This is a genomic window from Streptosporangium sp. NPDC000563 (assembly GCF_040299985.1).
GTDB lineage: Bacteria > Actinomycetota > Actinomycetes > Streptosporangiales > Streptosporangiaceae > Streptosporangium.
This window is the reverse complement of the sequence record NZ_JBEPDA010000002.1, coordinates 114,501-138,445: the sequence shown is the minus strand read 5'-3', so window position 1 is coordinate 138,445 and position 23,945 is coordinate 114,501. Positions and strand designations below refer to the sequence as shown.

19 protein-coding genes are annotated in these 23,945 nt (G+C 71.3%); 15 read left to right on the top strand and 4 right to left on the bottom strand.

What is annotated here, in order from left to right; genetic code table 11:
• Positions 1–78: 78 nt before the first annotated feature.
• Both ABT352_RS09030 and ABT352_RS09025 read right to left on the bottom strand, forming a co-directional pair.
• Entirely contained in the window at positions 79–1,209 is a 1,131-nt protein-coding gene (locus ABT352_RS09030) for a DUF5925 domain-containing protein (RefSeq protein WP_350943748.1), read from the bottom strand.
• A gap of 54 nt (positions 1,210–1,263) precedes the next feature.
• Entirely contained in the window at positions 1,264–2,148 is an 885-nt protein-coding gene (locus ABT352_RS09025) for a LysR family transcriptional regulator (protein ID WP_350943746.1), read from the bottom strand.
• Positions 2,149–2,217: 69 nt separating this feature from the next.
• Between ABT352_RS09025 and ABT352_RS09020 the strand changes: the two genes are divergently transcribed.
• The gene (locus ABT352_RS09020) at positions 2,218–3,180 is read left to right on the top strand and encodes a DMT family transporter (RefSeq protein WP_350943745.1); all 963 of its coding nucleotides are present in this window, start codon (positions 2,218–2,220) and stop codon (positions 3,178–3,180) included.
• Here the strand turns inward: ABT352_RS09020 and ABT352_RS09015 are convergent.
• Positions 3,146–4,618, bottom strand: a complete 1,473-nt coding sequence (locus ABT352_RS09015) for a serine/threonine-protein kinase (protein WP_350943743.1) — start codon at positions 4,616–4,618, stop codon at positions 3,146–3,148. The genes ABT352_RS09020 and ABT352_RS09015 overlap by 35 nt on opposite strands.
• A gap of 394 nt (positions 4,619–5,012) precedes the next feature.
• Between ABT352_RS09015 and ABT352_RS09010 the strand changes: the two genes are divergently transcribed.
• The 14 genes from ABT352_RS09010 to ABT352_RS08945 all read left to right on the top strand — a co-directional run bounded on the left by ABT352_RS09010 (position 5,013) and on the right by ABT352_RS08945 (position 23,495).
• On the top strand, positions 5,013–5,780 hold the full coding sequence (locus ABT352_RS09010) for a peptidoglycan recognition protein family protein (protein ID WP_350943741.1): 768 nt from the start codon (positions 5,013–5,015) through the stop codon (positions 5,778–5,780).
• Positions 5,781–6,006: 226 nt separating this feature from the next.
• On the top strand, positions 6,007–7,881 hold the full coding sequence (locus ABT352_RS09005; protein ID WP_350943740.1) for a methylmalonyl-CoA mutase family protein: 1,875 nt from the start codon (positions 6,007–6,009) through the stop codon (positions 7,879–7,881).
• Positions 7,878–10,091: a methylmalonyl-CoA mutase gene (gene scpA, locus ABT352_RS09000; protein ID WP_350943738.1), complete on the top strand. Its 2,214-nt coding sequence runs from the start codon at positions 7,878–7,880 to the stop codon at positions 10,089–10,091. Before ABT352_RS09005 ends, scpA begins: the two co-directional genes overlap by 4 nt.
• Entirely contained in the window at positions 10,075–11,061 is a 987-nt protein-coding gene (gene meaB / locus ABT352_RS08995; RefSeq protein WP_350943737.1) for a methylmalonyl Co-A mutase-associated GTPase MeaB, read from the top strand. The genes scpA and meaB overlap by 17 nt, the downstream gene beginning before the upstream one ends.
• A gap of 479 nt (positions 11,062–11,540) precedes the next feature.
• A complete protein-coding gene (locus ABT352_RS08990; protein ID WP_350943736.1) occupies positions 11,541–12,929 on the top strand; it encodes a cytochrome P450 in 1,389 nt (462 codons plus the stop codon).
• Entirely contained in the window at positions 12,926–13,882 is a 957-nt protein-coding gene (locus ABT352_RS08985; protein WP_350943735.1) for a terpene synthase family protein, read from the top strand. The genes ABT352_RS08990 and ABT352_RS08985 overlap by 4 nt, the downstream gene beginning before the upstream one ends.
• A gap of 2 nt (positions 13,883–13,884) precedes the next feature.
• Entirely contained in the window at positions 13,885–15,534 is a 1,650-nt protein-coding gene (locus ABT352_RS08980; protein ID WP_350943734.1) for a prenyltransferase/squalene oxidase repeat-containing protein, read from the top strand.
• 210 nt (positions 15,535–15,744) lie between these two features.
• Positions 15,745–18,285, top strand: coding sequence for a sensor histidine kinase (locus tag ABT352_RS08975; RefSeq protein ID WP_350943733.1), 2,541 nt, complete (start codon positions 15,745–15,747; stop codon positions 18,283–18,285).
• A 101-nt stretch (positions 18,286–18,386) separates the two neighbouring features.
• On the top strand, positions 18,387–18,830 hold the full coding sequence (locus ABT352_RS08970) for a roadblock/LC7 domain-containing protein (RefSeq protein WP_350943732.1): 444 nt from the start codon (positions 18,387–18,389) through the stop codon (positions 18,828–18,830).
• Complete coding sequence (locus ABT352_RS08965; RefSeq protein WP_350943730.1) at positions 18,827–19,213, top strand: DUF742 domain-containing protein; 387 nt, start codon at positions 18,827–18,829, stop codon at positions 19,211–19,213. The genes ABT352_RS08970 and ABT352_RS08965 overlap by 4 nt, the downstream gene beginning before the upstream one ends.
• Positions 19,194–19,835, top strand: a complete 642-nt coding sequence (locus ABT352_RS08960; protein ID WP_350943728.1) for a GTP-binding protein — start codon at positions 19,194–19,196, stop codon at positions 19,833–19,835. Before ABT352_RS08965 ends, ABT352_RS08960 begins: the two co-directional genes overlap by 20 nt.
• A 104-nt stretch (positions 19,836–19,939) precedes the next feature.
• Positions 19,940–20,725 (top strand): polyphosphate kinase 2 family protein, encoded by a 786-nt coding sequence (locus ABT352_RS08955; protein WP_350943726.1) that lies wholly within the window; start codon positions 19,940–19,942, stop codon positions 20,723–20,725.
• Between the two features lie 167 nt (positions 20,726–20,892).
• On the top strand, positions 20,893–22,344 hold the full coding sequence (locus ABT352_RS08950) for a bifunctional phosphatase PAP2/diacylglycerol kinase family protein (protein ID WP_350943725.1): 1,452 nt from the start codon (positions 20,893–20,895) through the stop codon (positions 22,342–22,344).
• Between the two features lie 173 nt (positions 22,345–22,517).
• Positions 22,518–23,495 (top strand): hypothetical protein, encoded by a 978-nt coding sequence (locus ABT352_RS08945; RefSeq protein WP_350943723.1) that lies wholly within the window; start codon positions 22,518–22,520, stop codon positions 23,493–23,495.
• 145 nt (positions 23,496–23,640) lie between these two features.
• Here the strand turns inward: ABT352_RS08945 and ABT352_RS08940 are convergent, their stop codons facing one another.
• Positions 23,641–23,931 (bottom strand): TFIIB-type zinc ribbon-containing protein, encoded by a 291-nt coding sequence (locus ABT352_RS08940; RefSeq protein WP_350943721.1) that lies wholly within the window; start codon positions 23,929–23,931, stop codon positions 23,641–23,643.
• Positions 23,932–23,945 lie beyond the last annotated feature (14 nt).

The window sequence follows — 23,945 nt, the reverse complement described above, 5'->3', positions numbered from 1 at the left end:
TCGCCCTCCCCCCGCCTCCCCCCGATCTCCCTCCGGCCGATCGGCGGCGCTCGGCCCGCCGTGTCCGTCGAGTGCCCGTCAGAGGTAGAGGCCGGTGTTCTCCTGGGGGGCCGGTGCGCGGTTGATGACGCCGTCGCGGAGGGCGAAGAGTTCGGCGAGGGTCGCGCCGGAGGCGGAGAGCCCTTCGGCGGTGCCGAGCCAGCGGGCGGCCTCGTCGTGGGGGAAGGCGCCGACCTCGATCTGGGCGAGGCAGCGGCCGGGACGGGTGACGGCAGGGTGGAGGTGGGCGAGGTCCTCGTTGGTGGTGATGGCCACCAGGACGTCGCGGCCCTGGCCGAGGAGCCCGTCGGTCAGGTTGAGAAGGCGCGAAAGGCCCTGTCCGGTGGCCTCCTTGGCGCCGGACCTGATCAGTTCGTCACAGTCCTCCAGCACCAGGAGCCGCCACCGATCTCCGCTGTCGCCTCCGTCGTCGTGGTCATGGTCGTCGGAGCCGACGGCGACCTCCATGAGGTATCCGGGGGAGTGGAACAGCTGCTCGGGGTCCAGCACGCAGTCGACCTGGCACCACGACCGCCACTCGTGGGCGAGCGTGCGCAGCAGCGTCGTCTTGCCGGTGCCCGGCGGCCCGTGCAGCAGGATCAGCCGGCCGTGTGCCTCCGAGGGGGTGACGGACATCAGCCGCGACAGCGGTTCGCTCACGGACCTGGCGTAGTTGCCGGCGACCTCCGCCCAGGGAGCGGCGGTGATCGGCTTCTCCGAGCGGCGGCTGCCCCGGGGACCCTGCCACCAGAAGCCCATCGTGACGTGGTCGCTCTCGGGGGCGGGCTCCTCGGCGTCCCTCGTGATCTCCTCGAGCACCGAGCGGGCCAGTCCCTCGTCGACCGCGGTCACGCTGACCGTGGCGGCGCGGTTGCGGTAGCGGATCACGCGCAGGGTCCAGCCCTCTCCGCACAGCAGCCGCGAGTCGCGGCCGTCCTTCTCCGAGGCCGCCCTGACGAGCCTTCCCGAGGCGGGGGCGAGAGAGGCGTCGGGACGGACCCGCTCCAGGTTCGCGGTGCGCGACCAGGGCTGGGCCCCGGTCGCGAAGGGGGACAACGCGAGGGCGTCGATCACGTCCACCGCCGCGTCGCCGTCGTCGAGCCAGATCTTCATCGGCAGCTCGACCGGGCGCGGCTCCGGCTGGAAGTCGACCTCCTTGAGTACGGACATGGCGCCAATGATCCTCGCGGGACGCTCTGCGGTCGAAGGGTTTTCGCGCCGGACTCAGGAGGCCGCCGAGGAAGCGGGGGCCTCGGGGGCGGTGCGGAGCAGGGCGTCGACCAGAGGGCTCGGCGGGCGGGTGAGCGGACCGGTGAGGACGAGGGCACGGGTCAGGGACGGCTTCAGCGGGATCATGACGAGCCCGGGGGTGAGGAGGCCGCGGCCGAGATCGGGAACCGTCGAGACGCCGATACCGGCGGCGATCATTCCGATGAGTGTGCCGAGCTCGCGCACATGCTGGGCAGGGGCGTAGGGGACACCCGCCATGGAGCACAGCAGTCGGGTCTGCGGCTCGCAGCCCCCCTTGGAGACGAGCAGCGGATCCTCCGTCAGCTCGGCCATCGTGATGTGTTCCTGACCGGCGAGGGGGTGATCGGTGCGGACCACGGCGTGGAAGGCGTCGCGGCCCACCACCACATGCGCGGGAGGAGGGGGCAGCGGATCGACGAGGACGGCGGCGTCGACGACTCCGGTCTCCAGCCAGGGAGACAGCTCGTCGTCGTCACCCTCGAAGACCTGCACCTCGACACCGGGGAGTTCCGCGCGCCACGTCCGCATGAGCTGGGGGAGCAGCCCGCAGCAGACCGTGGGCGGGGCGGCGACGCGGACGACTCCGGTGTGCTGTCCCAGGTGTGCGGAGACGGCCTCGTCGATGGCGGACACCGAGGCGAGCGCCGCCTGGGCGTGCGGCAGGATCGTCGTCCCCAGGGCGGTGGGTCCCACGCCTCCGTGCCGCAGCACCAGCGGTGCGCCGAGAGCGCGCTCAAGCGCGGCGAGCGCGTGGGAGACCGCCGACTGTGACATGCCCAGCTCCTCGGCGGCCGCGCCGAAGCCGCCGTTCGCGATCACGGCGGCGAAGACTCGGAGTTGCGCGACCGTGGCCCTCATGAGGACATCTCATCACACCGCCGGGGCAACTCATTGGACACATGCTCAGCGCCTGATGAGACTGCTCCGGTGACCCGTGAAAGAACCTTCCCGGCAGCTCCGCGGGTGCGGGCGGCCGACGCCGCGCCGCTCCCGGCGAGCAGGTCGGTGCTCGCCCGATATCTCGCGCTCGCCCTGACCTGGGGGGCGAGCTTCCTGTTCATCAAGGTCGCTCTCACCGGCCTGTCTCCCGTCCAGACGGTGCTGGGCCGTCTCACGCTGGGAGCGCTCACCCTCAACGCGATCATGCTGGTCACCCGCCGGAGATGGCCGAGGCAGCCGAGACTCTGGGCGCACCTGGGGGTGGTCGCGCTGCTGCTGTGCGTGGTGCCGTTCCTGCTGTTCGCCTGGGCCGGGCAGCACATCCCCTCGGGGCTCTCCAGCATCTACAACGCCACGACGCCGCTGATGACGATGTTCGTGACCCTGGCCGCGCTCCGCCAGGAACGCCTGGACGCGGCGGGGGTGCTCGGCCTGCTGCTGGGTGCGGCGGGTGTCGTCGTCGTCCTCGCCCCGTGGAACCTGAGCGAGGCCGGCCCCGGATGGGCGCAGGCGGCCTGCCTGGGGGCGACGTTCTGCTACGGCCTGGCCTTCGCCTACACGCGGCGCTTCGTGGTCTCCTACGGCTACGACGCCCCCACGATCGCCGCCGCCCAGATCAGCGTGGCGGCCCTGATCATGCTCGCGCTGAGCCCGCTGCTGGCAGGCGGTCCGGTGCGCCTGGACCTGCCCGTCGTGGCGAGCATGGCCGCCCTGGGCGTCCTGGGTACGGGGCTCGCCTACATCTGGAACACCACGGTCATCGCCCGTTGGGGGGCGACGGCCGCCTCGACGGTGACGTACCTGACCCCGCTGGTGGGGGTCGTCCTCGGGGTGCTCGTCCTGGGTGAGACGCTGACGTGGAACCAGCCGCTCGGCGCGGTGATCGTCGTCATCGGCATCATGGCCGGTCAGGGCCTCATCGGTTCCTGGTCAGGTCGCCGGTCTCGGTGACCAGTTCGGGGCCGGGAACGTCCTTCCAGGTGTAGGTCAGGGCGTCACCTTTGCGCCTGAGCCACACGGTGCCGGGGACGCAGCCGGTGCCGGAGCCGAGGGTGAAGGTCAACTCCTCGGCGGTGACCTTGGCCAGGGTGATCCGCCCCTTGCAGCCGTTGACCGGTTCCGCCCATTCGGCTCCGTCGTCGCCCTTTCTGAGCGTGACCTCGATCCGCTTCTCGCCGGGGGAGAACGGGTTGGTGGAGGTGACGCCGTCACCGGCCCACGCTCCGGCGAAGGAGGCGGGGATCTCGACCCCGTTCCCCGGCGGGGCCGGCCTCTCGGTGCCGGAGGGTTCCGGAGTGGACGGGCCCTCGCCTCCGGACGGCGACGACGGCGACGACGGCGACGACGGCGACGGCGGGGTGGACGGTGTCGCCCGGCCGGAACCGTTGACGCCGGTCTCGGGGATGCCCGGAATGAGCCAGGCGGCGACCCCCGCGGCGATCAGCAGCGACACCGTGACGAGGGCCGCGCCGGTGACGGCGCCCCGCCGGCCACGGCGGGATTCCCGGGTCGTGAGCGCCGACCGTCCCGGAGGGGCGGCGATCCGGCTGCCGATCCTGGCCAGGTCCTCGGTGGACTCGGCGGAGGGGCCGGCGGCGACCGGGTCGACGAGGCCGACCATCAGCGCGCGGGCCGTCGGACGGCGGGCGGGATCCTTGTCCAGGCAGGAGGCGATCAACCCGGCGAAGGCGGGGGGCAGGGGCGACAGGTCCGGGTGGTGGTTGAGGATCCGGTTCAGCACGGCCGGCACGGTGTCGGCGCCGAAGGGAGGGCTGCCGCTCGCCGCGCAGAGCATGGTGGCCGCCCAGCCGAACACGTCGGAGGCGGGTGAGGCGGGAGCCCCGCCGATCTGCTCGGGGGACAGGTAGGCGGGGGTGCCGATCAGGCCGGAGGCGGTCGTGGCCGCGCCCTCCGCCCTCGCGATGCCGAAGTCGACCACCCTGGGGCCGTCGGGGCCGAGCAGCACGTTGGCGGGCTTGAAGTCGCGGTGCACCACCCCGGCGGCGTGGATGGCCGTCAGCGCGGTCGCCGTACCGACCACCAGGCGTTCCAGTTCGCCGCCCCGCAGCGGGCCCCGCTCGCGGATCCTCTCCTCCAGCGAGGGGCCGTCGACGAACTCGCTGACCACGTACGGGAGGGGGCCGTCCACGGAGGCGGTCAGCACGCGCGCCGTGCAGAAGGGCGCGACGCTCTCCAGGGCGGACAGTTCGCGGGCGAGCCGCGCCCGCGACGCGGTGTCGCCGCGGAACAGCACCTTCACCGCCACCCGCTCACCGCTGGGAGCGTGCGCGAGGTAGACGACGCCCTGGCCGCCCTCACCGACTCTCCCGGCAAGCTGGAACGCGCCGAGCCGAACCGGGTCGTCAGGGGTGAGGGGGGTCACGACCATGGGGGAAGGCTATCCGTCTTGTCGGTGATGTGAAGTGTGATGGGTGAACGGGGGACACGGAGGAGAAAGGGGAACCGCCCGGTTCGGGGCGGCGTGCCGGATGCCTGGCTCGCCGGTGCCCCACGGCGTTCGCGCCGAGGGGAGAGGAACCTGGAGAAGGGAAGCGCGCTCCCACCTCGACGGGGCTCGCCGAGCCTCGCTGGGCCGGGGGAGGGTGCGGTTTAGAGGGCCCGGCAGGGGTTAGGAGAACGGCTGTTTCGCTACCCGACGACCATCCGGAGTGCTTCCCCCATCACACCGCGACAAGGGATCAATTGGTTTAACGGCCTCATTGGTGCCGTGTCAGCCATTACGCTCCGGTAGGGCAATATCACTCAGACAGTGGAGACGTTTCGTGGCCATCGATCTCGTTACTCGCCGTGAGTGGGGCGCCCGCCAGCCGCGCGGTTCCTACAGCAAGCTCAACTCCACCAAGGGAGTGAAGGTCCATTACACGGGTGGCCAGGTCAGCCCGGACATCGTGAACGACCACGCCAAGTGTGTCGCGTTGGTGAAGTCCATCCAGAGCCACCACATGGACGGCAACGGCTGGATCGATGTCGGATACTCCATGCTGGTCTGTCCGCATCGGAAGGTCTTCGAGGGGCGCGGCGTGCGCAACGTCCCGGCCGCCAACGGCGCCGGGCTCAACAGCGACCACTACGCGGTGCTCGGCTTGGTCGGCTCCTCGGGGTTCACCAAGCCGACCGACAACATCCTGCACGGCATCCTCGACGCCATCGAATACCTCAGGGACAAGGGCGGGGCGGGCAGGGAGATCAAGGGGCACCGCGACGGCTACTCGACCAGTTGCCCCGGCGAGCCCCTGTACGCGTGGGTCAAGCGCGGCGCCCCACGCCCCGGCGGGGCTCCCAACCCGCCCGGACCCCACCCCTCCTTCCCCGGCCGCATACTCAAGCAGCCGCCGGTCATGCAGGGGGAGGACGTCCGCACCTGGCAGCGGCGGATGCGCGACCGGGGCTGGGCGATCGACGTCGACGGCCTGTACGGCCCCGCCTCCAGTGAGGTCTGCAGGAAGTTCCAGAAGGAGAAGGGCCTCGCCGTCACCGGCGCCGTCGACCGGACCACCTGGGACGCCGCCTGGCAGGAGCCCGTCACCTGACCGTCGCGTGACCGGCTCCCCGGTGGCGCGCCTCGCCGTCGCCACCGGGGGCGGATCCCGAGATCGGCCTCCTTGCCCGCGCCCCCTGTCGACGCCACACCGGCGCGGATCACGCCGGTCACGAGTCACGCCGAACCCCTGCCCGCACCCCCTGTTGACCCCAGTGTTGGTATTCGTCCGGGGGGCGGGGGAAGTTCCCGGTGGCGCGACGCTTAGGATCCGGTGCATGACCGTGCCGCCTGAGGAGTCTCGATCGGCCGCCGAGTTCCCACCGGTCACCCGTGACCGGTGGCGGGAGCTCGCGCTCGGGGTGCTGCGCAAGTCCGGGGTCGAGACCGACTCCCCGGAGGAGGCGCTGGCCTTCACCACCTACGACGGCGTGACGATCGCGCCGATCTACGACGCGTCCGACCTGCCAGGTGATCCCGGCCTTCCCGGAGCCGCGCCCTACGTCCGCGGCTCCCGTCCCGAGGGCGGCTGGGAGGTACGGCAACGCCACGAGGTGCCCGATCCCGAGGCGATCCTCGCGGACCTGGAGAACGGCGTCGACTCGCTGTGGCTCGCCCTCGACCCGGAGGATCTGCCACGCGCGCTGGAGCGGGTCCACCTGAACCTGATCTCGGTCACGCTCGACGCGGGCAAGCGGACCCGCGAGGCGGCAGCGGCGCTTTTCGCGCTGGCCGGGGAGCGGGAGGCCTCGGCACCGCGCGGCGACGCGGCCGCGACGCCCGGCGGGCCGGGAACGCCGGTGTCCGGCGACGGACCGGGTGTTGCCTCCGGTGCCACCGGCCGCGCGGCCGATGACGGACCGGGGAGGCTCACCGGGAACCTGGGCGCCGACGTCCTCACCGACGCGGACACGGCGATCGAGCTGGCCCGCCGCTGCGTCGCGGACCATCCGGGCCTTCGGGCGGTGGTCGTGGACGCCACGCCGTACCACGACGCGGGGGGCGGTGACGCGGAGGAGCTCGGCTGCTCCGTCGCGGCGGGGGTCGCCGCGCTGCGTGCCCTGACCGGCGCGGGTCTGACGATGGAGCAGGCGTTCGGGCAGCTGGAGTTCCGCTACGCCGCCACCGCCGACCAGTTCCTCACCATCGCCAAGCTCAGGGCGGCCCGCAGGCTCTGGGCGCGCGTCGCCGAGGTGTGCGGCGTCTCCGGCGTCTCCGGTGTCTCCGGCGCGGCGCAGCGGCAGCACGCGGTGACCGGTTCGGCGATGATGACCGCCCGCGACCCGTGGGTGAACATGCTCCGCACCACGCTCGCCTGCTTCGCGGCCGGTACCGGCGGGGCCGACGCGGTGACGGTGCAGCCCTTCGACGCCCGCCTCGGCCTGCCGGACGCCTTCGCCCGCCGCATCGCGCGCAACACCCAGTCGCTGCTCGTGGAGGAGGCCGGGGTGGCCCGGGTGATCGACCCGGCCGGGGGCTCCTGGTACGTCGAGCGGCTCACCGAGGACCTCGCGGTCAGGGCCTGGGAGTGGTTCCAGGAGATCGAGCGCGCCGGGGGGATGGCCGACGCGCTCGCCTCCGGGTTCGTCGCGGGACGGCTCGCGGCCACCTGGGAGCGGCGCGCGGCCGGAATCGCGAGGCGCCGCGACCCGATCACCGGCGTCAGCGAGTTCCCCGACCTGGCCGAGCGGCCTCTCAGCAGGCAGGCCAGGCCCGGCGGAAGCACCGGGGTGCACTACGCGCAGGAGTTCGAGGCGCTGCGCGACCTGGCGGACGCCCAGGAGACCCGGCCCAAGGTCTTCCTGGCGACCATCGGTCCGGTGGCCTCGCACACCGCGAGGGCGTCGTTCGCGGCCAACCTCTTCCAGGCGGGCGGCATCGCCACCGTGACCGGCGGCGCCGTCACGGATCCCGGCGAGATCGCCGCCGCGTTCGCCGCCTCCGGGGCGAGGATCGCCTGCCTGTGCTCCAGTGACCGGCTGTACGCCGGGCACGCCGAGGCGGTGGCCGCCGCGCTGAGGGGCGCGGGGGCGGTAAAGGTGTGGCTGGCGGGGAAGGGAGATTACGAGGGTGTGGACGGCTGTCTCTACGCGGGATGTGACGCGCTCGGCGTGCTCCGGACGACCTTCGACGATCTGGGGGTGGCTCGATGATTCCCGACTTCTCCGGCATTGAGCTCGGTGCGCGACCGGCGGCCCCCGGCGAGCACCCGGCGGACCCCGCGGCTCCTGATCCCGGCCTGGAGGACTGGGCGCGATCCGTTCGGGAGGCCACCGGGAGCGATCCGGGGGACCTGCTGTGGGAGACGCCGGAGGGCATCGGCGTCAAGCCCCTCTACACCGCCGCCGACCTGGCCGGGCTCGACTTCCTGGAGACCTACCCCGGCGCGGTCCCCTACCTGCGCGGCCCGTACCCGACCATGTACGTCAACCAGCCGTGGACCATCCGCCAGTACGCCGGATTCTCCACCGCGGCCGAGTCCAACGCCTTCTACCGGCGCAACCTGGCCGCCGGGCAGAAGGGCCTGTCGGTCGCCTTCGACCTGGCCACCCACCGGGGCTACGACTCCGACCACCCCCGGGTGGCGGGGGACGTCGGCATGGCGGGCGTGGCCATCGACTCCATCTACGACATGCGGCAGCTGTTCGACGGGATCCCCCTCGACAGGATGAGCGTGTCGATGACCATGAACGGCGCGGTGCTTCCCGTGCTCGCGCTCTACGTCGTGGCCGCCGAGGAGCAGGGGGTGGCCCCCGAGCAGCTCGCGGGGACCATCCAGAACGACATCCTCAAGGAGTTCATGGTCCGCAACACCTACATCTACCCGCCGGGCCCCTCGATGCGGATCATCTCCGACATCTTCGCGTACACCAGCGAGAAGATGCCGAAGTTCAACTCGATCTCGATCTCCGGGTACCACATCCAGGAGGCCGGGGCCACGTGTGACCTGGAGCTCGCCTACACCCTCGCCGACGGGGTGGAGTATCTCCGGGCCGGCGTCGAGGCGGGCCTGGACATCGACAGGTTCGCGCCGCGCCTCTCGTTCTTCTGGTGCATCGGCATGAACTTCTTCATGGAGGTCGCCAAGCTGCGGGCGGCGCGGCTGCTCTGGGCGCGGCTGGTGTCCGGGTTCGGGGCGAAGAATCCCAGGTCGCTCTCGCTGCGGACCCACTCGCAGACCTCCGGCTGGTCGCTCACCGCCCAGGACGTCTACAACAACGTCGTCCGCACCTGCGTGGAGGCGATGGCCGCCACCCAGGGGCACACCCAGTCGCTGCACACCAACGCCCTCGACGAGGCGCTCGCCCTGCCCACCGACTTCTCCGCCAGGATCGCCCGCAACACCCAGCTGCTGCTCCAGCAGGAGTCGGGCACCTGCCGGGTGATCGACCCCTGGGGCGGCTCCTACTACGTCGAGCGGCTCACCCACGAGCTGGCCGCCAGGGCGTGGGGCCACATCGAGGAGGTCGAGGCCGCCGGGGGCATGGCGAGGGCGATCGACCAGGGCCTGCCGAAGCTGCGCATCGAGGAGGCCGCCGCCCGCACCCAGGCGCGCATCGACTCCGGGCGCCAGCCGGTCATCGGCGTGAACAAGTACCGGCCGGACGCCGACGAGCCCATCGAGGTGCTCAAGGTCGACAACACCTCGGTACGCGCCCAGCAGCTGGAGAAGCTGCGCCGCCTGCGCGAGGAGCGCGATCCCATCCGGGTGGAGGAGACTCTCACCGCGCTGACCAAGGGCGCGGCGAGCGACGGGAACCTCCTCGCGCTGTCGATCGAGGCGGCCCGCGCCATGGCCACGGTCGGGGAGATCTCCGACGCGCTGGAGCGGGTCTTCGGGCGGCACGCGGCGCAGATCCGTACGATCACCGGGGTCTATCGCGAGGAGGTGGGATCCGGCGTGGACGGAGTTCGCGCGGCCTGCGCCGAGTTCGAGCGGCTGGAGGGCCGCCGCCCCCGCATCCTGGTGGCGAAGATGGGCCAGGACGGTCACGACCGGGGCCAGAAGGTGATCGCGACGGCCTTCGCCGACCTCGGCTTCGACGTGGACGTCGGCCCGCTGTTCCAGACGCCCGACGAGGTCGCCCGTCAGGCGGTCGAGGCCGACGTGCACGTGGTCGGCGTGAACTCGCTCGCCGCCGGGCACCTCACGCTCGTGCCCGCACTCCGCGAGGCGCTGGCCGCGCTGGGCGCGGAGGACGTCATGATCGTGGTCGGCGGGGTCATCCCGCCCGGTGACTTCGACGCGCTGCGCGCGGCGGGGGCGAGCGCGATCTTCCCGCCCGGCACCGTGATCGCCGACGCCGCCCGGGGACTGCTGGCGGACCTGCTCACCCGGCTGGGCCATGACGCGGACGCTTGACGACTACGTTCAGGGAGTGAAGGAGGGGTCCAGGGCCTGGATCGCGCGGGCGATCACGCTGGTGGAGTCCTCCAGGGCCGATCACAGGGACCTGGCCCAGCGGCTGCTCGCCGAGCTGACGCCGCTCTCCGGCGCCGCGCGCAGGGTCGGCATCACCGGCGTGCCCGGTGTCGGCAAGTCCACGTTCATCGACGCACTCGGCACCCGGCTGACCGGGGAGGGGCATCGGGTGGCGGTGCTCGCCGTCGACCCGTCCTCGACGCGTACGGGCGGGAGCATCCTGGGCGACAAGACAAGGATGTCCCGCCTGGCGGTCGACCCGGCCGCCTTCATCCGCCCCTCGCCCACCTCGGGCACCCTGGGCGGGGTCACCAGGGCGACCCGCGAGGCGATGGTCGTGGTCGAGGCCGCCGGATACGACATCGTTCTCGTGGAGACCGTCGGCGTCGGCCAGTCGGAGACCGCCGTGGCCGACATGGTCGACACCTTCCTGCTGCTCACCCTGGCCAGGACGGGCGACCAGCTCCAGGGCATCAAGAAGGGGGTGCTGGAGCTGGCCGACGTGATCGCGATCAACAAGGCCGACGGCACCGAGGGCAGCTCCCACGAGCTGGACGCGCGCAAGGCCGCCAGAGAGCTCGCGGGAGCGCTCCGCCTGCTGGGCGCCGGGCGGACGCCCCCGGTGCTCACCTGCAGCGGGCTGACCGGCAAGGGGCTGGACGAGCTGTGGCGGCAGGTCGTCCACCATCGCGACGCCCTGGAGGCCTCGGGGGAGCTCGCCGAGCGCCGTCGCCGCCAGCAGGTCCGCTGGACCTGGGCACTGATCACCGACAGGTTGCTCACCCGGCTCCGCGAGCACCCCGAGGTCGCGGCGATCGTCGGCCAGGTGGAGCGCGACGTCCAGGAGGGTGCCCTCACCCCGTCGCTGGCCGCCGACCGCATCCTCGCGGCCTTCGCCAAGGGCGCCTGAGCGCTCGGGAAGCCTGACAGCTCGGGGTTGAGGACCCGCGGTCACACTGGGTAATGCCAGGTCATCGCATGATTGGCGGCTGATCCACTAATTAAGGCGCTCATGTTAAGCGCGCGTTAACGGCGCATGTTAACGAGGATCATGCCGGAAAGTGGTGGGCTTTATATGCTATACACCCTTGATCACTTCTGGTGAGTCATGTGATACTTTGTGCGAAGATTAACTAATGTTGTGATGTGATGCGCTTTAGCGTGTAAAACACAGAATGAGACAGGCGAGGAGGCTCGGAGCGTCCCAGGTGGATTGTCGGCCGAGCGGTCCTGTTCCGTTGGCTGACCAGTCCTGATTCGCGCCCCGGGTGGGAACGGGACACGTGGGGTGTCCCCGTTTTCGAACACCGCCGCGCTCACCCGCGCGGGCGGTTGTCTCGTGCTGCGCGAATTCACGTCACGCGAGGTGGGAGATGTTTGCCTATGTCCATGGACGTGCACGTCCGTGCCGGTCGCCGGGCGAGATCCGTTCCGATGCGCCGAGCCCTGCCCAAGCTTCTCCGCGAACCGGCGGGGGCGCTCGCCGGGTTCGCACGGGAGGCGCGAGGTGAGATCGTCCGGCTGGAGCTGGGGCCCTTTCGCCCCTATCTGATCACGCACCCCGACCACGTCCAGCAGGTGATGCGCGTCGAATGGACGAAGCACCAGCGCCTGGGAATGTTCTGGCGCCCTCTGGAGCGGCTTTTCGGGCACAGCATCATGAGCGACGGCGAACACTGGCAGAACAGCAGGAAGGTCCTGCAACCCCTGTTCACCACGCGGTACATCGCCACGATCGCCGATGAGGTGTCCAGGCGCGTCGCGGGGCGCGTCGAGGAATGGGACGAGTACGTGCGGTCGGGGCAGGACTTCGACGCGGCCACGGAGATGTCCAGCATCCTCAGCTACATCGTCAACCGGGTGCTGTTCGGGGACAAGCTGAACCGGGAGGACGGGGAACGCATCATCCCCGCTTTCGAACAGGCGTCCTATTCGCTCGTCTACCGGATTCTCATGCCTTTCATGCCGTATTTCATGCGGATCCCCGGCGACAGGACCTTTCTGCGGGCCGTCCAGTCGATCGACGACGTGGTGTTTCCCGTGGTGAGAAAGGCGATGGCCCGACCCGACGACAGCGTCGACGTCATCTCCGTGCTCTGCCGGTCCGTCGACGAGAACGGTGACAGACTCACCGAGAAGCAGATCCGCGACGCGCTGGTCAGCGTGTACGCCGCCTCGTCGGAGACCACCGCGATGGTCCTCACCTGGCTGTGGCTCCTCCTCGAGGAGCACCCGGACGTGGAGGCCAGGCTCCGGGCGGAGATCGACGAGGTGGTGGGCGAGGGACCGGCCGTTCCCGAGGACATCCCCCGTCTCGTCTACACGCGCATGGTCCTGCAGGAGACACTCCGCCTGTACCCGGCGGGCTGGTTTCTCCCCCGCAGGGTCATGGAGGACACGGAGATCGGCGGCATCCGGATCAAGGCCGGATCGTCGGTGCTGGTCACCCCGTACGCCACGCAGCGACTGGAGGAGTTCTGGGAGCGCCCGGACGAGTTCGACCCCGAGCGGTTCGCGCCCAGCAGGTCCGGGGGCGAGGAGCGCAGGCACAGATACTCCTACTTCCCCTTCGGTGGCGGACCGCACAGGTGCCTGGGCGAGCCCCTGTTCTACGTCGAGGCACCGCTCCTCGTCGCGAGCATCCTCAGCCGGTTCCGCATGTCGGTGCGCACCCCGGGCCCGTTCGACACCGGCTGGGCCGCCTCGCTGCGTCCCCGGCAGAAGGTCTCGCTGGGCGTGTCCTTCAACGGACGTGACCGGAGCGGGGCCCTGCGATGACGCTCCCGCCCGATCCGGCTGTCCGGCCCGATTCCGGGCTCCGCTCCGATCCGGACGTCCGGCCCGCCCCCGATGCACGGCCCGATTCCGGTGTCCTGGGGGACGCCAGGGAGGCGGGGGCGATCTGCGCCCGCGCCGGGCGGTCGCAGCGGGACATGCGCGAGTGGGCGGAGACCTATCCCGGCCTGTTCTCCGCCAAGCCGTTCGACGCGGCCCTGTACAGCACGCTCTCACTGGCCATGGCGTTCGGCGGCCCCTGGTTCGGCGCCGAGCAGTTGCGGATGGCGAACAAGGTCTCCCTCTGGGCGTTCGGCCTGGACTGGCTCGTCGACTACGTCGCCACCTCGCTGCCCGAGGTGCGGGCCATCGCCAGGAGGTGCCTGGACGTGGCGGACGGGGCCTCGCCGGTCCCCGACGACGACCTGACCCGCATGCTCGGCGACATCCGCGACGAGCTCGCGGCCTCGCCCGCGTTCCCCGAACTCGGGCCGGTCTGGCGCGACGAGCTGGAGCGCATGCTGGGCGGGATGCTCACGGAGTGGCGCTGGAAGACCGACAAGGTCACGCCGACCTACGAGGAGTACCTCGGCAACGCCGACAACCTCGGCTTCTCCTACGCGTTCGCGGCCCACTGGATCCACGTCACGGGCCCCGGAGCGGTCGCGGACGTCGACGCGCTGCGCGAGGCGGGCTGGGCGGTGCAACGGGTCATCCGCCTTCTCAACGACCTGGGCACCTACGAGCGGGACGTCGCCTGGGGAGATCTCAACGTCCTGCTGCTCGGTGTCGGCCGCGCCGAGGTGGAACAGCGGATCGCCGGGCTCGCCGCCCGGAGCCGGGAGCTCATCGCCCCGCTACGGACCGCCCATCCGGAGCTGGCGGGCTACATGGAACGCCAGATGGACTTCTGCGCGGGTTTCTACCAGGTCGGCGACTACTGGGGGACGTTGTGAGCGTGGACGGCCTGCTGACCATCACGGAATCGGGCACGGAACCAGGCACGGAGGCGGGCGCCGGGATCCGTACGGAGGATCACGCCGGGATCGACGTGGTCGCCGAGGCACGCGAGCTGGTCGCCGGACTGTCGGCCGAGCCCTGGGGGCAGGTGTCCGCCTCCCCGTACGAGACCGGCCGGGTGGTGAGCCTGGCGCCGTGGCTGGCAGGGCACACCGCACGGGTCGAGTTCCTGCTCGACACCCAGCGGCCGGACGGTGGCTGGGGGTGTTCCGGCGACCACGCCCTCGTCCCCACGCTGAGCGCGGTCGAGGCGCTCCTGGTCGAACTCGGGCGCGAAGGCCCCTCCGACCGCGCCCTCCTCGCCAAGGCCGTGGAACGCGGGCTGGAGGCCATCGGGAACCGGTCCTTCCAGGCCGGCTGGCCACCGGACACGCCCGCGGTCGAACTCATCGTCGCCGCCCTGTTCGCCCTGATCGACGGTCACCTCGACGGGGAGGGGCCGCAACCGCCCCTGGGCACGGGCGGCGCCAAACTGACGGCCGTCAGGGCGTGGCTGATGTCGGGCGCGCCGATCCCGCAGAAACTGGTCCATGCCCTCGAGGTCGCGGGCCCGGAGGCGATAGCCGCCTCGGGAATCCTCCCCACGCCGATGCCCGGCGGGATGGCGGCCGTGGGAGCCTCGCCCGGGGCGAGCGCGGCCTGGCTGGCCTCGCCGCCCGAGGCCGGACCCGGAGCCGAGGATCGCGCCGCACGCAGGACGCGTGACGAGACGGCCGTCCGGCGGTATCTGGAGGCCGTCGTGGCCTCCTCCGGCGGTCCCATGCCGTGCACCCTCCCCATCGCCGTGTTCGAGCGTGGCTGGACGCTGAGCTGGCTGCGGCGTGCGGGGATCCCGCTGGACGTGCCGCCGCGACTGGTCGCGAGCCTGCGGGACGGCCTCGGCCCCGAAGGGATCGCCACGGGGCCCGGTCTGCCCGCGGACGCCGACACCACCTCCGTCGCCCTGTACGCGCTCGCGCTGCTCGACGAGCCGCGCGAGCCGGAGGGGCTGTGGCCGTTCGAGCTGGAGACCCACTTCTGCACCTGGCGGGGGGAGGAGGGGATGTCCCCGACGACCAACGCGCATGTGCTCGACGCCTTCGGTGAATACCTGCGCCGCCGTGGGGGAGAGCCCCGCCACGCGGCCGTCGTCGCGAAGCTGTCGGCATGGCTGCGTGACCGCCAGGAGGCGGACGGCAGCTGGACGGACCGCTGGCACGTCTCTCCGTACTACGCCACGGCCTGCTGCGCGATCGCGCTGCGCGAGTTCGGCGGCGGGGAGTCGGCGGGCGCGGTGGGCGGTGCCGTGGACTGGGTGCTCGCCACCCAGCGCGGGGACGGGTCGTGGGGCCGATGGGAGGGCACCGCGGAGGAGACCGCCTACGCGCTGCAGATCCTGCTGCTGACCGACGCCGCGCGGGACGGGCGGTGGAGACAGGCCGTGGAACGTGGATACCGGCACCTGCTGGCCGCCCGTGGCGGCGAGGCGCCGTCGCTCTGGGTCGACAAGGACCTGTATCTGCCGGTGGCGATCGTCAGGGCGGCAGTTCTGGGCGCGCTTCACCTGGCGCGACGTGCGCTCGCCATTCCCGAGGACGACTCGTATTGAGAATTGACCGTGAATTCAAAACAGGACACGAGGGCGCATCCACTCTGTCCGTCTTGAGGGTTTTTAGGGACATTGCTAAGGTTCGGCGGGTGTGATGCGGGATGCCCCGCTGATCCCAGCGATGTGGCGACCGTTTGACCTGTTTGACCAGGATGTGTCAACTGCCACGAAAAATGCCGTCTATTTTTTCTGTTTCCCGGGGTGGATACCATGCGCTTGCGTAACGCGAGCTTGCGGACCAAGGTCACGGCACTTCTGGTGTCGCTCACCGCGCTCTGGGCGTTCACGGCATGGGTGACGGTCCGTGACGGTTTGAACATGCTGGGCGTGGCGACCCTCAACACCGAGGTGGCCGACCCGAGTGAGCGGCTCATCGTCGAACTGCAGGCCGAGCGGCGGCTGATCGCGATCACCCTGGGCTCGGTCAGCGCGGAACGCCAACGGCGCGAGGCGATGGCCGCCCAGCGAAAGCGCACCGACGCCGCCGACGCGAACTTCCGGCAACTCACCGGCGGCAGCGGAGTGGAACTGCTGGGAAGTCCCGCCCTGCACCGACGCATCGGCGAGACCCAGCGGTTGCTGGACGGGTTGCCCGCCGCGCGCAAGGCGATCGACGCCGGCCGGGTCAACCGGACCTGGGCGGCCGCGGAGATCACCGGCATCATCGACTCGATCTTCCGTGTCTACGACTCGCTGGCCACGCTGGACGACGAGGAACTCGCCAACGACACCCGCACGCTCATCGCGATGAACCGGGCCAGGGACCTGCTCTCCCAGGAGGACGCCCTGGTGATGGGCGCCCTGACCGGGGGCAGGTTCTCCGAAGGGGAGCAGGTCAGGTTCACGCAGCTGGTCGGCACGCGGCGCTTCCTCACCGACCAGGCGGTGGCCGAGCTGCCCCCGGCCGACCAGGAGGCCCACAAGCGGATGGTCTCCGGCGAGCAGTTCGTCCGGCTGCGCGCCATGGAGAACCAGCTGATCGAGGACCCGAACGTGGTGGCGGCCGGAGTGATCGACGTCACGCGGTGGAGCTCCGACGCCCAGCCCGCACAGGTCAAGTTCACGCAGGCCGTGCTCACGGCCGGCAGCGGAGTGGTCGAGCGGTCGGGGCCGGTCGCCGTCGGCGTCATCGTGCGGCTCGCGCTCGCCGGCGGCCTGGGCCTGGTGGCGGTCATCGCCTCGGTCGTCCTGGCGATCACCACGGCCCGCGCCCTGGTACAGCAGCTGGAGAAGCTGCGGGCCGCCGCCTGGGAACTCGCCAACGAGCGGCTGCCCGCCGTGGTCGAGCGGATCGGCCACGGCCAGATGGTGGACGTCGCGGCGGAGGCGCCCCCCCTCAAGTTCGGAGACGACCAGATCGGGCAGGTCGGCCAGGCGTTCAACGCCGTGCAGCGGACCGCCATCAAGGTCGCCGCGGAGCAGGCCCAGCTGCGCCGCGACATCGCCGACATCCTGCGCAACCTCGCCCGCCGCACCCAGTCGCTGGTGCACCGTCAGCTGAGCGTGCTCGACGTGATGGAACGGCGCGAGAACGATCCTCAGGAACTGCGCGACCTGTTCAGGCTCGACCACCTGGCGACCCGGATGCGGCGCTACGCGGAGAACCTCCTCGTGCTCTCCGGCGCGGCTCCGGGCCGTGCCTGGCGCGACGCGGTCCCGATGATCGACGTGGTCCGCGGCTCCCTCGCCGAGATCGAGGACTACACCCGGGTCGACGTGATGCCCCTGGGCGAGGTCTCGCTGGACGGCAGGGCCGTGAGCGACGTCATCCACCTGATCGCCGAGCTCGTCGAGAACGCCGCCTCCTTCTCCCCGCCCTACACGACGGTGCAGGTCGGCGGATACCTCGTCGCCCACGGCTACGCGCTGGAGATCGAGGACCGGGGCCTGGGCATGAGCGCCGCGGACATCGCGGAGGCGAACGAGCGGATCGCGAACCCGCCGGAGCTCAAGCTCTCCGGCAACGCCCGCCTGGGCCTGTACGTCGTCAGCCGCCTGGCCGAACGGCACGACATCCGGGTGACCTTCAAGTCCTCCCCGTACGGCGGCACCACCGTCGTCGTCCTCATCCCGCAGGACCTGATCAACGAGGAGGACCAGGGGACCTCCGTCGGCGTCGGCGTGCCGCAGGCGCGCCCGGCGAGCAGCGCCGAGATGAACGGCACCACCTCCGCGGTCGCCGCGGTCCGCGGCCGGGTGGGCGACCCCCTGGGCATCGCCGGAGTCCCCGCGCAGGCCGACCAGGCGCCTTCCGGACGGCATTCCGCGGGGCCCACGCCCGGGGAGGACCTCGCCGACCCGACGTTTCCCGGTCGCTTCGCCGATCCCTCGGCACTGAGGCGGGCGCCGGAGACCGGAACGCCCGGGCGTCTGCCCGACTTCGCCGACCCCGGAACTCCGGTCTCGCAGGGCGCCTCCACGGGCGAAGGCCCCGACGACTCCGGCGCCCACGCGCGTCCCGGCGGCTCCGGGACCCCGCTGCCCCCCGTGCTGCCCCCGCCCGACAGCAGCCACACGCCGGGCGGTCTCCCGAGGCGCGTTCCCCAGACCCACCTCGCCGCACCCCTGCAGGAGGACGAGCCCGTGGTCCCGCCGTCTCCGGCCGACGAGGCCGACGACGAGCGCTCGCCGGAGATGATCCGCGCGGCCATGTCGTCCTTCCAGGCGGGTACGCGACGAGGCCGCGACGACGCCGCCCATCTGCTCGATCGCGAAGGCGATCCCGTGGGCGAAGGCGGGTCCGCCGTGTGACCCCAGTGAACGATCATCAGGTCGCGGGTGCCGGGCAGGCGCCGATGAGCTGCCCCGAACCGGCGAGGGAACGCCGGCGGGCGGAAGGAGAGGACAACGAAGTGGTGCAGGGAACAGGGTCTTTCACGGACCTGGCCTGGTTGCTGGACGACCTGGTCTCGCGGGTGGAGGAAGCTCAGCACGGCATCGTGTTCTCCACCGACGGCCTGCTGCTGGCCGCCTCGGCGGGCTTCTCCCCGGCCGACGCCGAGCATCTGGCCGCCGTCGGATCGGCGATCCAGAGCCTGGGCAGGGGAGTCAGCGACCGGGTCGGTGGCGGGCCGATGCGCCAGACCATCATCGAGATGCGGACGGCGTACCTGATCGTCACCGCCGCGGGGCAGGGAGCCTGCCTCGCGGTGTTCTGCAGCGCCGAGGCCGACGTCGGCCTGGTGGCCTACGAGATGGCCATGCTCGTCACCCGCGTCGGCCAGTACCTCACCTCGCCGACCAGAACGGCCGACTCCTCCAGGGCCGACTCCTTCAGAGGCGACGGCCTACGATGAGCATCTTCGACGAGCAGCCAGAGTCCCAGTGGGTCGGCGACGAGGCGGGGCCGATCGTCAGGCCGTACGTCCTGACGCGCGGCAGGACCGAACCGAGTCGCGGCAGGTTCGACCTCATCACCCTGGTGGTGACCATTCGGCAGGTCTCGTCGAGGGAGCCGGGCCTGGAACCGGAAAGTCAGGCCATCGTCCGGCTCTGCCTGCAGGCCCAGTCGGTCGCGGAGATCGCGGCCCATATGAACCTTCCGGCAGGCACGGTCCGTGTCCTGCTCAGCGACCTGCTCGATCAGGGATTCATCGCCATGCAAGAACCGCATTCGGAGACGGACATGCACGACGAGAGGCTGTACAGGGCGGTGCTCGATGGACTCCGTGCGCTCTAGCCGTGACGCCGGGCGCGTGAAGCTGCCCAAGGCGATCAAGATCCTGGTCGCCGGTGGATTCGGCGCCGGCAAGACGACGCTGGTCGGCGCGGTCTCCGAGATAGAGCCGCTGCGCACCGAGGAGACCCTGAGCAACCGGGGTATCGGCGTCGACGACCTGCTGGGAGTGGAGGCCAAGCAGACCACCACGGTCGCGATGGACTTCGGCCGCATCACCATCGGTGACGACTACCGCCTCTACCTGTTCGGCACGCCCGGCCAGGAGCGTTTCTGGTTCCTCTGGGACGAGCTCGCGCTGGGCGCGCTGGGCGCGGTGGTGCTCGCCGACACCCGCAGGCTCGCCGACTGCTTTCCCTCGCTCGACTACTTCGAGCGGCGCGAGACGCCCTTCATCGTCGCGGTCAACTGCTTCGACGGGGCCCGCAAGTACGAGCTCGACGAGGTCAGGCTCGGGCTCACCCTCCACCAGGACATCCCGATCGTGCTGTGCGACGCCAGGCAGCGCGAGTCGGGCAAGAAAGTGCTCATCACCCTTGTCGAGCACGCGATGCGGATGCGGCTGGGCGCGGTCTCCTCACCGGCGGACGCCGAACCCGCCACGGGTCAGGCAGCGGCCCGCTGACAGCGGCGGATCCTTCCGGGGACCGCCTGGCCTGACGACAGGCGGCGGGACCCGGGAGGACTCCCGGGATCGTGGGCCGGCGGGAACATGCGAGGCTTGTCGGCATGAACCGCCTCTCCCAGGTCGACCTGTCCCAGAAGCTCTCCAAGAAGGACGCCTCCGAGCGCCTCGACGCCGCTCTGGACCACCTGCTCCGTCTGCGCCTCATACTCGGCGGCCAGGTCGGCGAACAGCGCATCGGCCCGCCGCTGTGCGTGGTCTTCGAGGGGTGGGACGCCTCGGGCAAGGGAGGGGCGATCAAACGGCTGGTGCGTCCGCTCGACCCGCGCCACGTCCGCGTCGCCCAGTTCGCCGCGCCGACGTACGACGAGAAGCGCCACCACTTCTTGTGGCGGTTCTGGCCGGTCCTGCCCGGCTGGGGCGGGATGGCGGTGCTCGACCGCTCCTGGTACGGCCGGGTGCTGGTGGAACGCGTCGAGGGTTTCGCGACCGAGGAGCAGTGGTCCCGCGCGTACGGGGAGATCGTGGAGTTCGAGCGGACCCTCGCCGCCGAAGGCATGATCATGGTCAAGTTCTGGATGCACGTCTCCGAGGAGGAGCAGCTCAGGCGTTTCCAGGACCGGGCCGGCGACCCGTTGCGGGCGTGGAAACTCACCGACGAGGACTGGCGCAACCGCGAGAAGCGCCCGCAGTACGAGGCCGCGGTGGAGGAGATGCTCGCCCGCACCGACCACCCCAAGGCGCCGTGGCACGTGGTCCCCGGCGACGACAAGCGCCTGGCCCGCGTCACGGTCGTGGAGACCGTCTGCGCCGCGATCGAGGCCGAACTCGCCGCCAGAGGCCACGAGCCGGTGATCTCCTCCGAGGTGGGGGCCGCCGCGGACGAATGACGGGTGAGAAGTACGGGAGCGGCGAAGACGCCCCGGACCCCGGACACCGGGCAGAATCGAATGGCCGTCCGCTCGTTCGTCATCGCCGCTCGTCGTGAGCGGTTCGTCGTGACGGGTGGGTCGTGGCGGTTCGTCATGGTTTTCGTCATCGCAGGAGGGGGCGGCGCATGCGGTTGGGGTCGCGGCTGAGCAGGCTGGACCGGCGGGTGTTCGCCATGGTGGCGGGCGCGAGGTTGCCCGGTCTCGAACGCGTCGTCCCCGCGTTGTCGCGCGCGGCCGACAACTCGCTCCTGTGGGCCGGCGTGGCAGGTGCGCTGGCGGTCAGCGGGCGACGGCCACTGCGCCGGGCCGCGACCAGGGGACTGCTCGCGGTCAGCCTCGCCAGTCCGTTGGTCAACCTGGTCGGCAAGCAGGCCTTCGGCAGGAACCGGCCGTCGGCGGAAGGGCTCCCGCTCGCCCGGCTGATCAAGATGCCCGCGTCGGCGTCGTTCCCCTCGGGTCACTCCGCCACGGCCGGCGCCTTCGCCGCGGCCGTGGCGCTGGAGGCACCCCGCGTGGTCGCGGTCCCCGTCGCGCTCCTCGCGGCGGCCGTCTGCTTCTCCCGCGTCTACACCGGAGTGCACTACCCCGGCGACGTGCTCGCCGGAGCCGGGATCGGCGTGGCGGCGGGGCTGCTCACCCGCCGCATCTGGCCCGACGCCGGTGAGGCGGGGCAGGCGCGCGCCGCCCTCACGGCGCCGTCCGCGCGACTCGACCCCGACGGTGAGGGGGCGATCGCCGTGGTCGACGGCTCCGCCGACGCCGTCGCGGGAACGGCCGAGGTGTTGCGCGTGGCCTTCCCCCGGGCCGAGGTCGTCGAGGTGGCGCCGGGTGACGACCTCGGGGCCGCCGTGCGGGACGCCGCCTCGCGGGCCAAGGTGCTCGCGGTGGCCGGGGGAGACAGCGTGGTCAACCTGGCGGCCCAGGAGGCGGTGGGCGGGGCGACCCCGCTGCTGGTCGTCCCCGCGAGCGCGCACGGTCACTTCGCCCGCGCGCTCGGGGTGGAGAGTTCACAGGAGGCCGTGACGGCCTACCACAGCGGCGACCTCGTCGCCGTCGACGTCGGCGAGGTCGCGGGCCGGACGTTCGTCAACACCGCGAGCGTGGGCGTCTACCCGGCGCTGGTGGAGCGCGGGGAGCGAAGGCAGAGCCGGATCGGTAAGTGGCCCGCGCTGTTCTGGGCGATGGCCGAGGCGCTCGGGCCGGGCGGCGCGCGCCCCGTCGAACTCGTCGTGGACGGGGTGCCCCGGCGCGTCTGGATGGTGTTCGTGGGCAACTGCCGCTACGAGGAGCGCGGCGGAGCCCCCTCCAGACGGCAGCGTCTGGAGGACGGCCTGCTGGACATCCGCGTGCTCGCCGCCGCCGACCGGCTGCCCAGGCTGCGGGTGTTCCTCAGCCTGCTGGCGGGACGGGTGAAGCTGTCACGCCACTACCAGCAGTGGCAGGCCGACACACTGCGCGTCTCCGCGCCCTCCGGACGGCTGCCGCTGGCGTGCGACGGCGAGACGTTCACGGTCACGGGCGAGGTGGAGTTCACCAAGCGCCCGCGGTCGCTGCTCGTGATCCGGCCGTCCGGCTGATCTCCGTGACGTACCGGCTCGGGGCGGGACGGGCTCGGCCGTGATCCGCCGTCGCCGGGATCGACCCTCGTCAGCCGATGGCCGATGGCGAACCGGGAGGTGACCCCGTCGGGGATCGCCGATTCCCGGACACCGTTTGACGCACAGTGATCGATCCGGCAATAGTTGTGCGGGTGACTTCCCCCCGTTTGCTCGCCTGTGCCGTGGTCACCGTGCTGACCCTCACCGCCTGCACCTCGCCCTCGGACGATCCCGTGGTCGGCCCGGCCACCGCGGGTGGCACCGTGGGAGCGGGAACGGCGGAAACGGGACAGGGAGCCGGCGGCCAGATCTCCCCGCCCGCCGCCGTGACGCTCACGCCCGACGAATACCGGGCCGAGCTGGAGCTGGCGCGCGGCCCGGTGCGTGACGCGGTGAAGAAGCTCGCCGCGACCGGCGGGCTGAAGACCCTCGGCAAGCAGTTGCAGAAGACCTCCGGAGCGGTGGAGGCCGCGGTGACCCGGCTCTCCACCCTCGCCCCTCCCGTCGAGGTGAAGGCCCAGCACGACAGCTATGTCGAAGCCCTGGGCCGGCTGCGCGCCTCCTTCGACACCGCCCGCCAGGACGCGGAGGACCAGCGGGTGTGCACAGGCCCTGCCGTGCTGACCGGCATGGCCCAGGCGAACCAGCTGTCCGACGTGGAAGACGTCGCCAAGGAGCTGAGCGGGTATCCGGCGAGCGTCATCCCGGTCAAGGCGGCCAAGAAGCGTAACCGCCGGCTGTCCAACGGCAGGTTCATCGCCTCAGAGGGACGTCCCGGCCGCGCCTACCTCGAACTGCGCAACGGCACCAGGCAGGACGCCGTCGTCGTCCTGGTACGCGGGAAGAAGAAGGCCGTCACCGTGTACGTCCGCAGGAAGTCCAACTTCAAGATCCAGGGTGTGCGGGACGGCAGCTACAAGATCTACTACACCCTTGGTGAGGACTGGGACGCGAAGGCCAAGACCTTCACCCGGTCGTGCGACTTCGAGCAGTTCGGCAAGTCCGTGCGGTTCAGGACCGTCAACACCGGGACCCAGATCCGCTGGACCAACTGGACGATCACCCTGCACGCCGTGACCGGGGGCACCGTGAAGCCCAAGAAGGTCAAGCCGGGCGACTTCCCCTCCTGACGCGCTTCCCCTCACCGCCCTGACACGTCTTGCCTCGGCGGCCGGCGGCGTCCTTCTCCACGGGACGCGAGGGTGCGGGGAACCGAGAGCCCGGAGTCGTGAAGACCGCGACCTCGTGACGAGGTCGCGGTGTCGCCTCGGCGGATCAGGTCGAGAAGAGCATCCCGACCCAGCTGCGCTGGCGGTGGTGGCCGTAGTGGCCGTGACGCTGTGCGCCCCAGGCGGGAGCGCCGTAGCCGGGGGGAGCACCGTGCATGGGAGGCGGCGGGGGCGGCGGCGGAGCCGCGTGGGACTGCGACCACTGGCTTTCCATCCGGGTCAGCGTCTCGAGCTCGCCGTAGTCCAGGAAGATTCCGCGACAGCTCTCACACTGGTCGATGTGGACGCCGTTGCGCTCATAGGTGCGCATGGCGCCCCGACACTTGGGGCACTGCATCTGGCTGGTCTCCT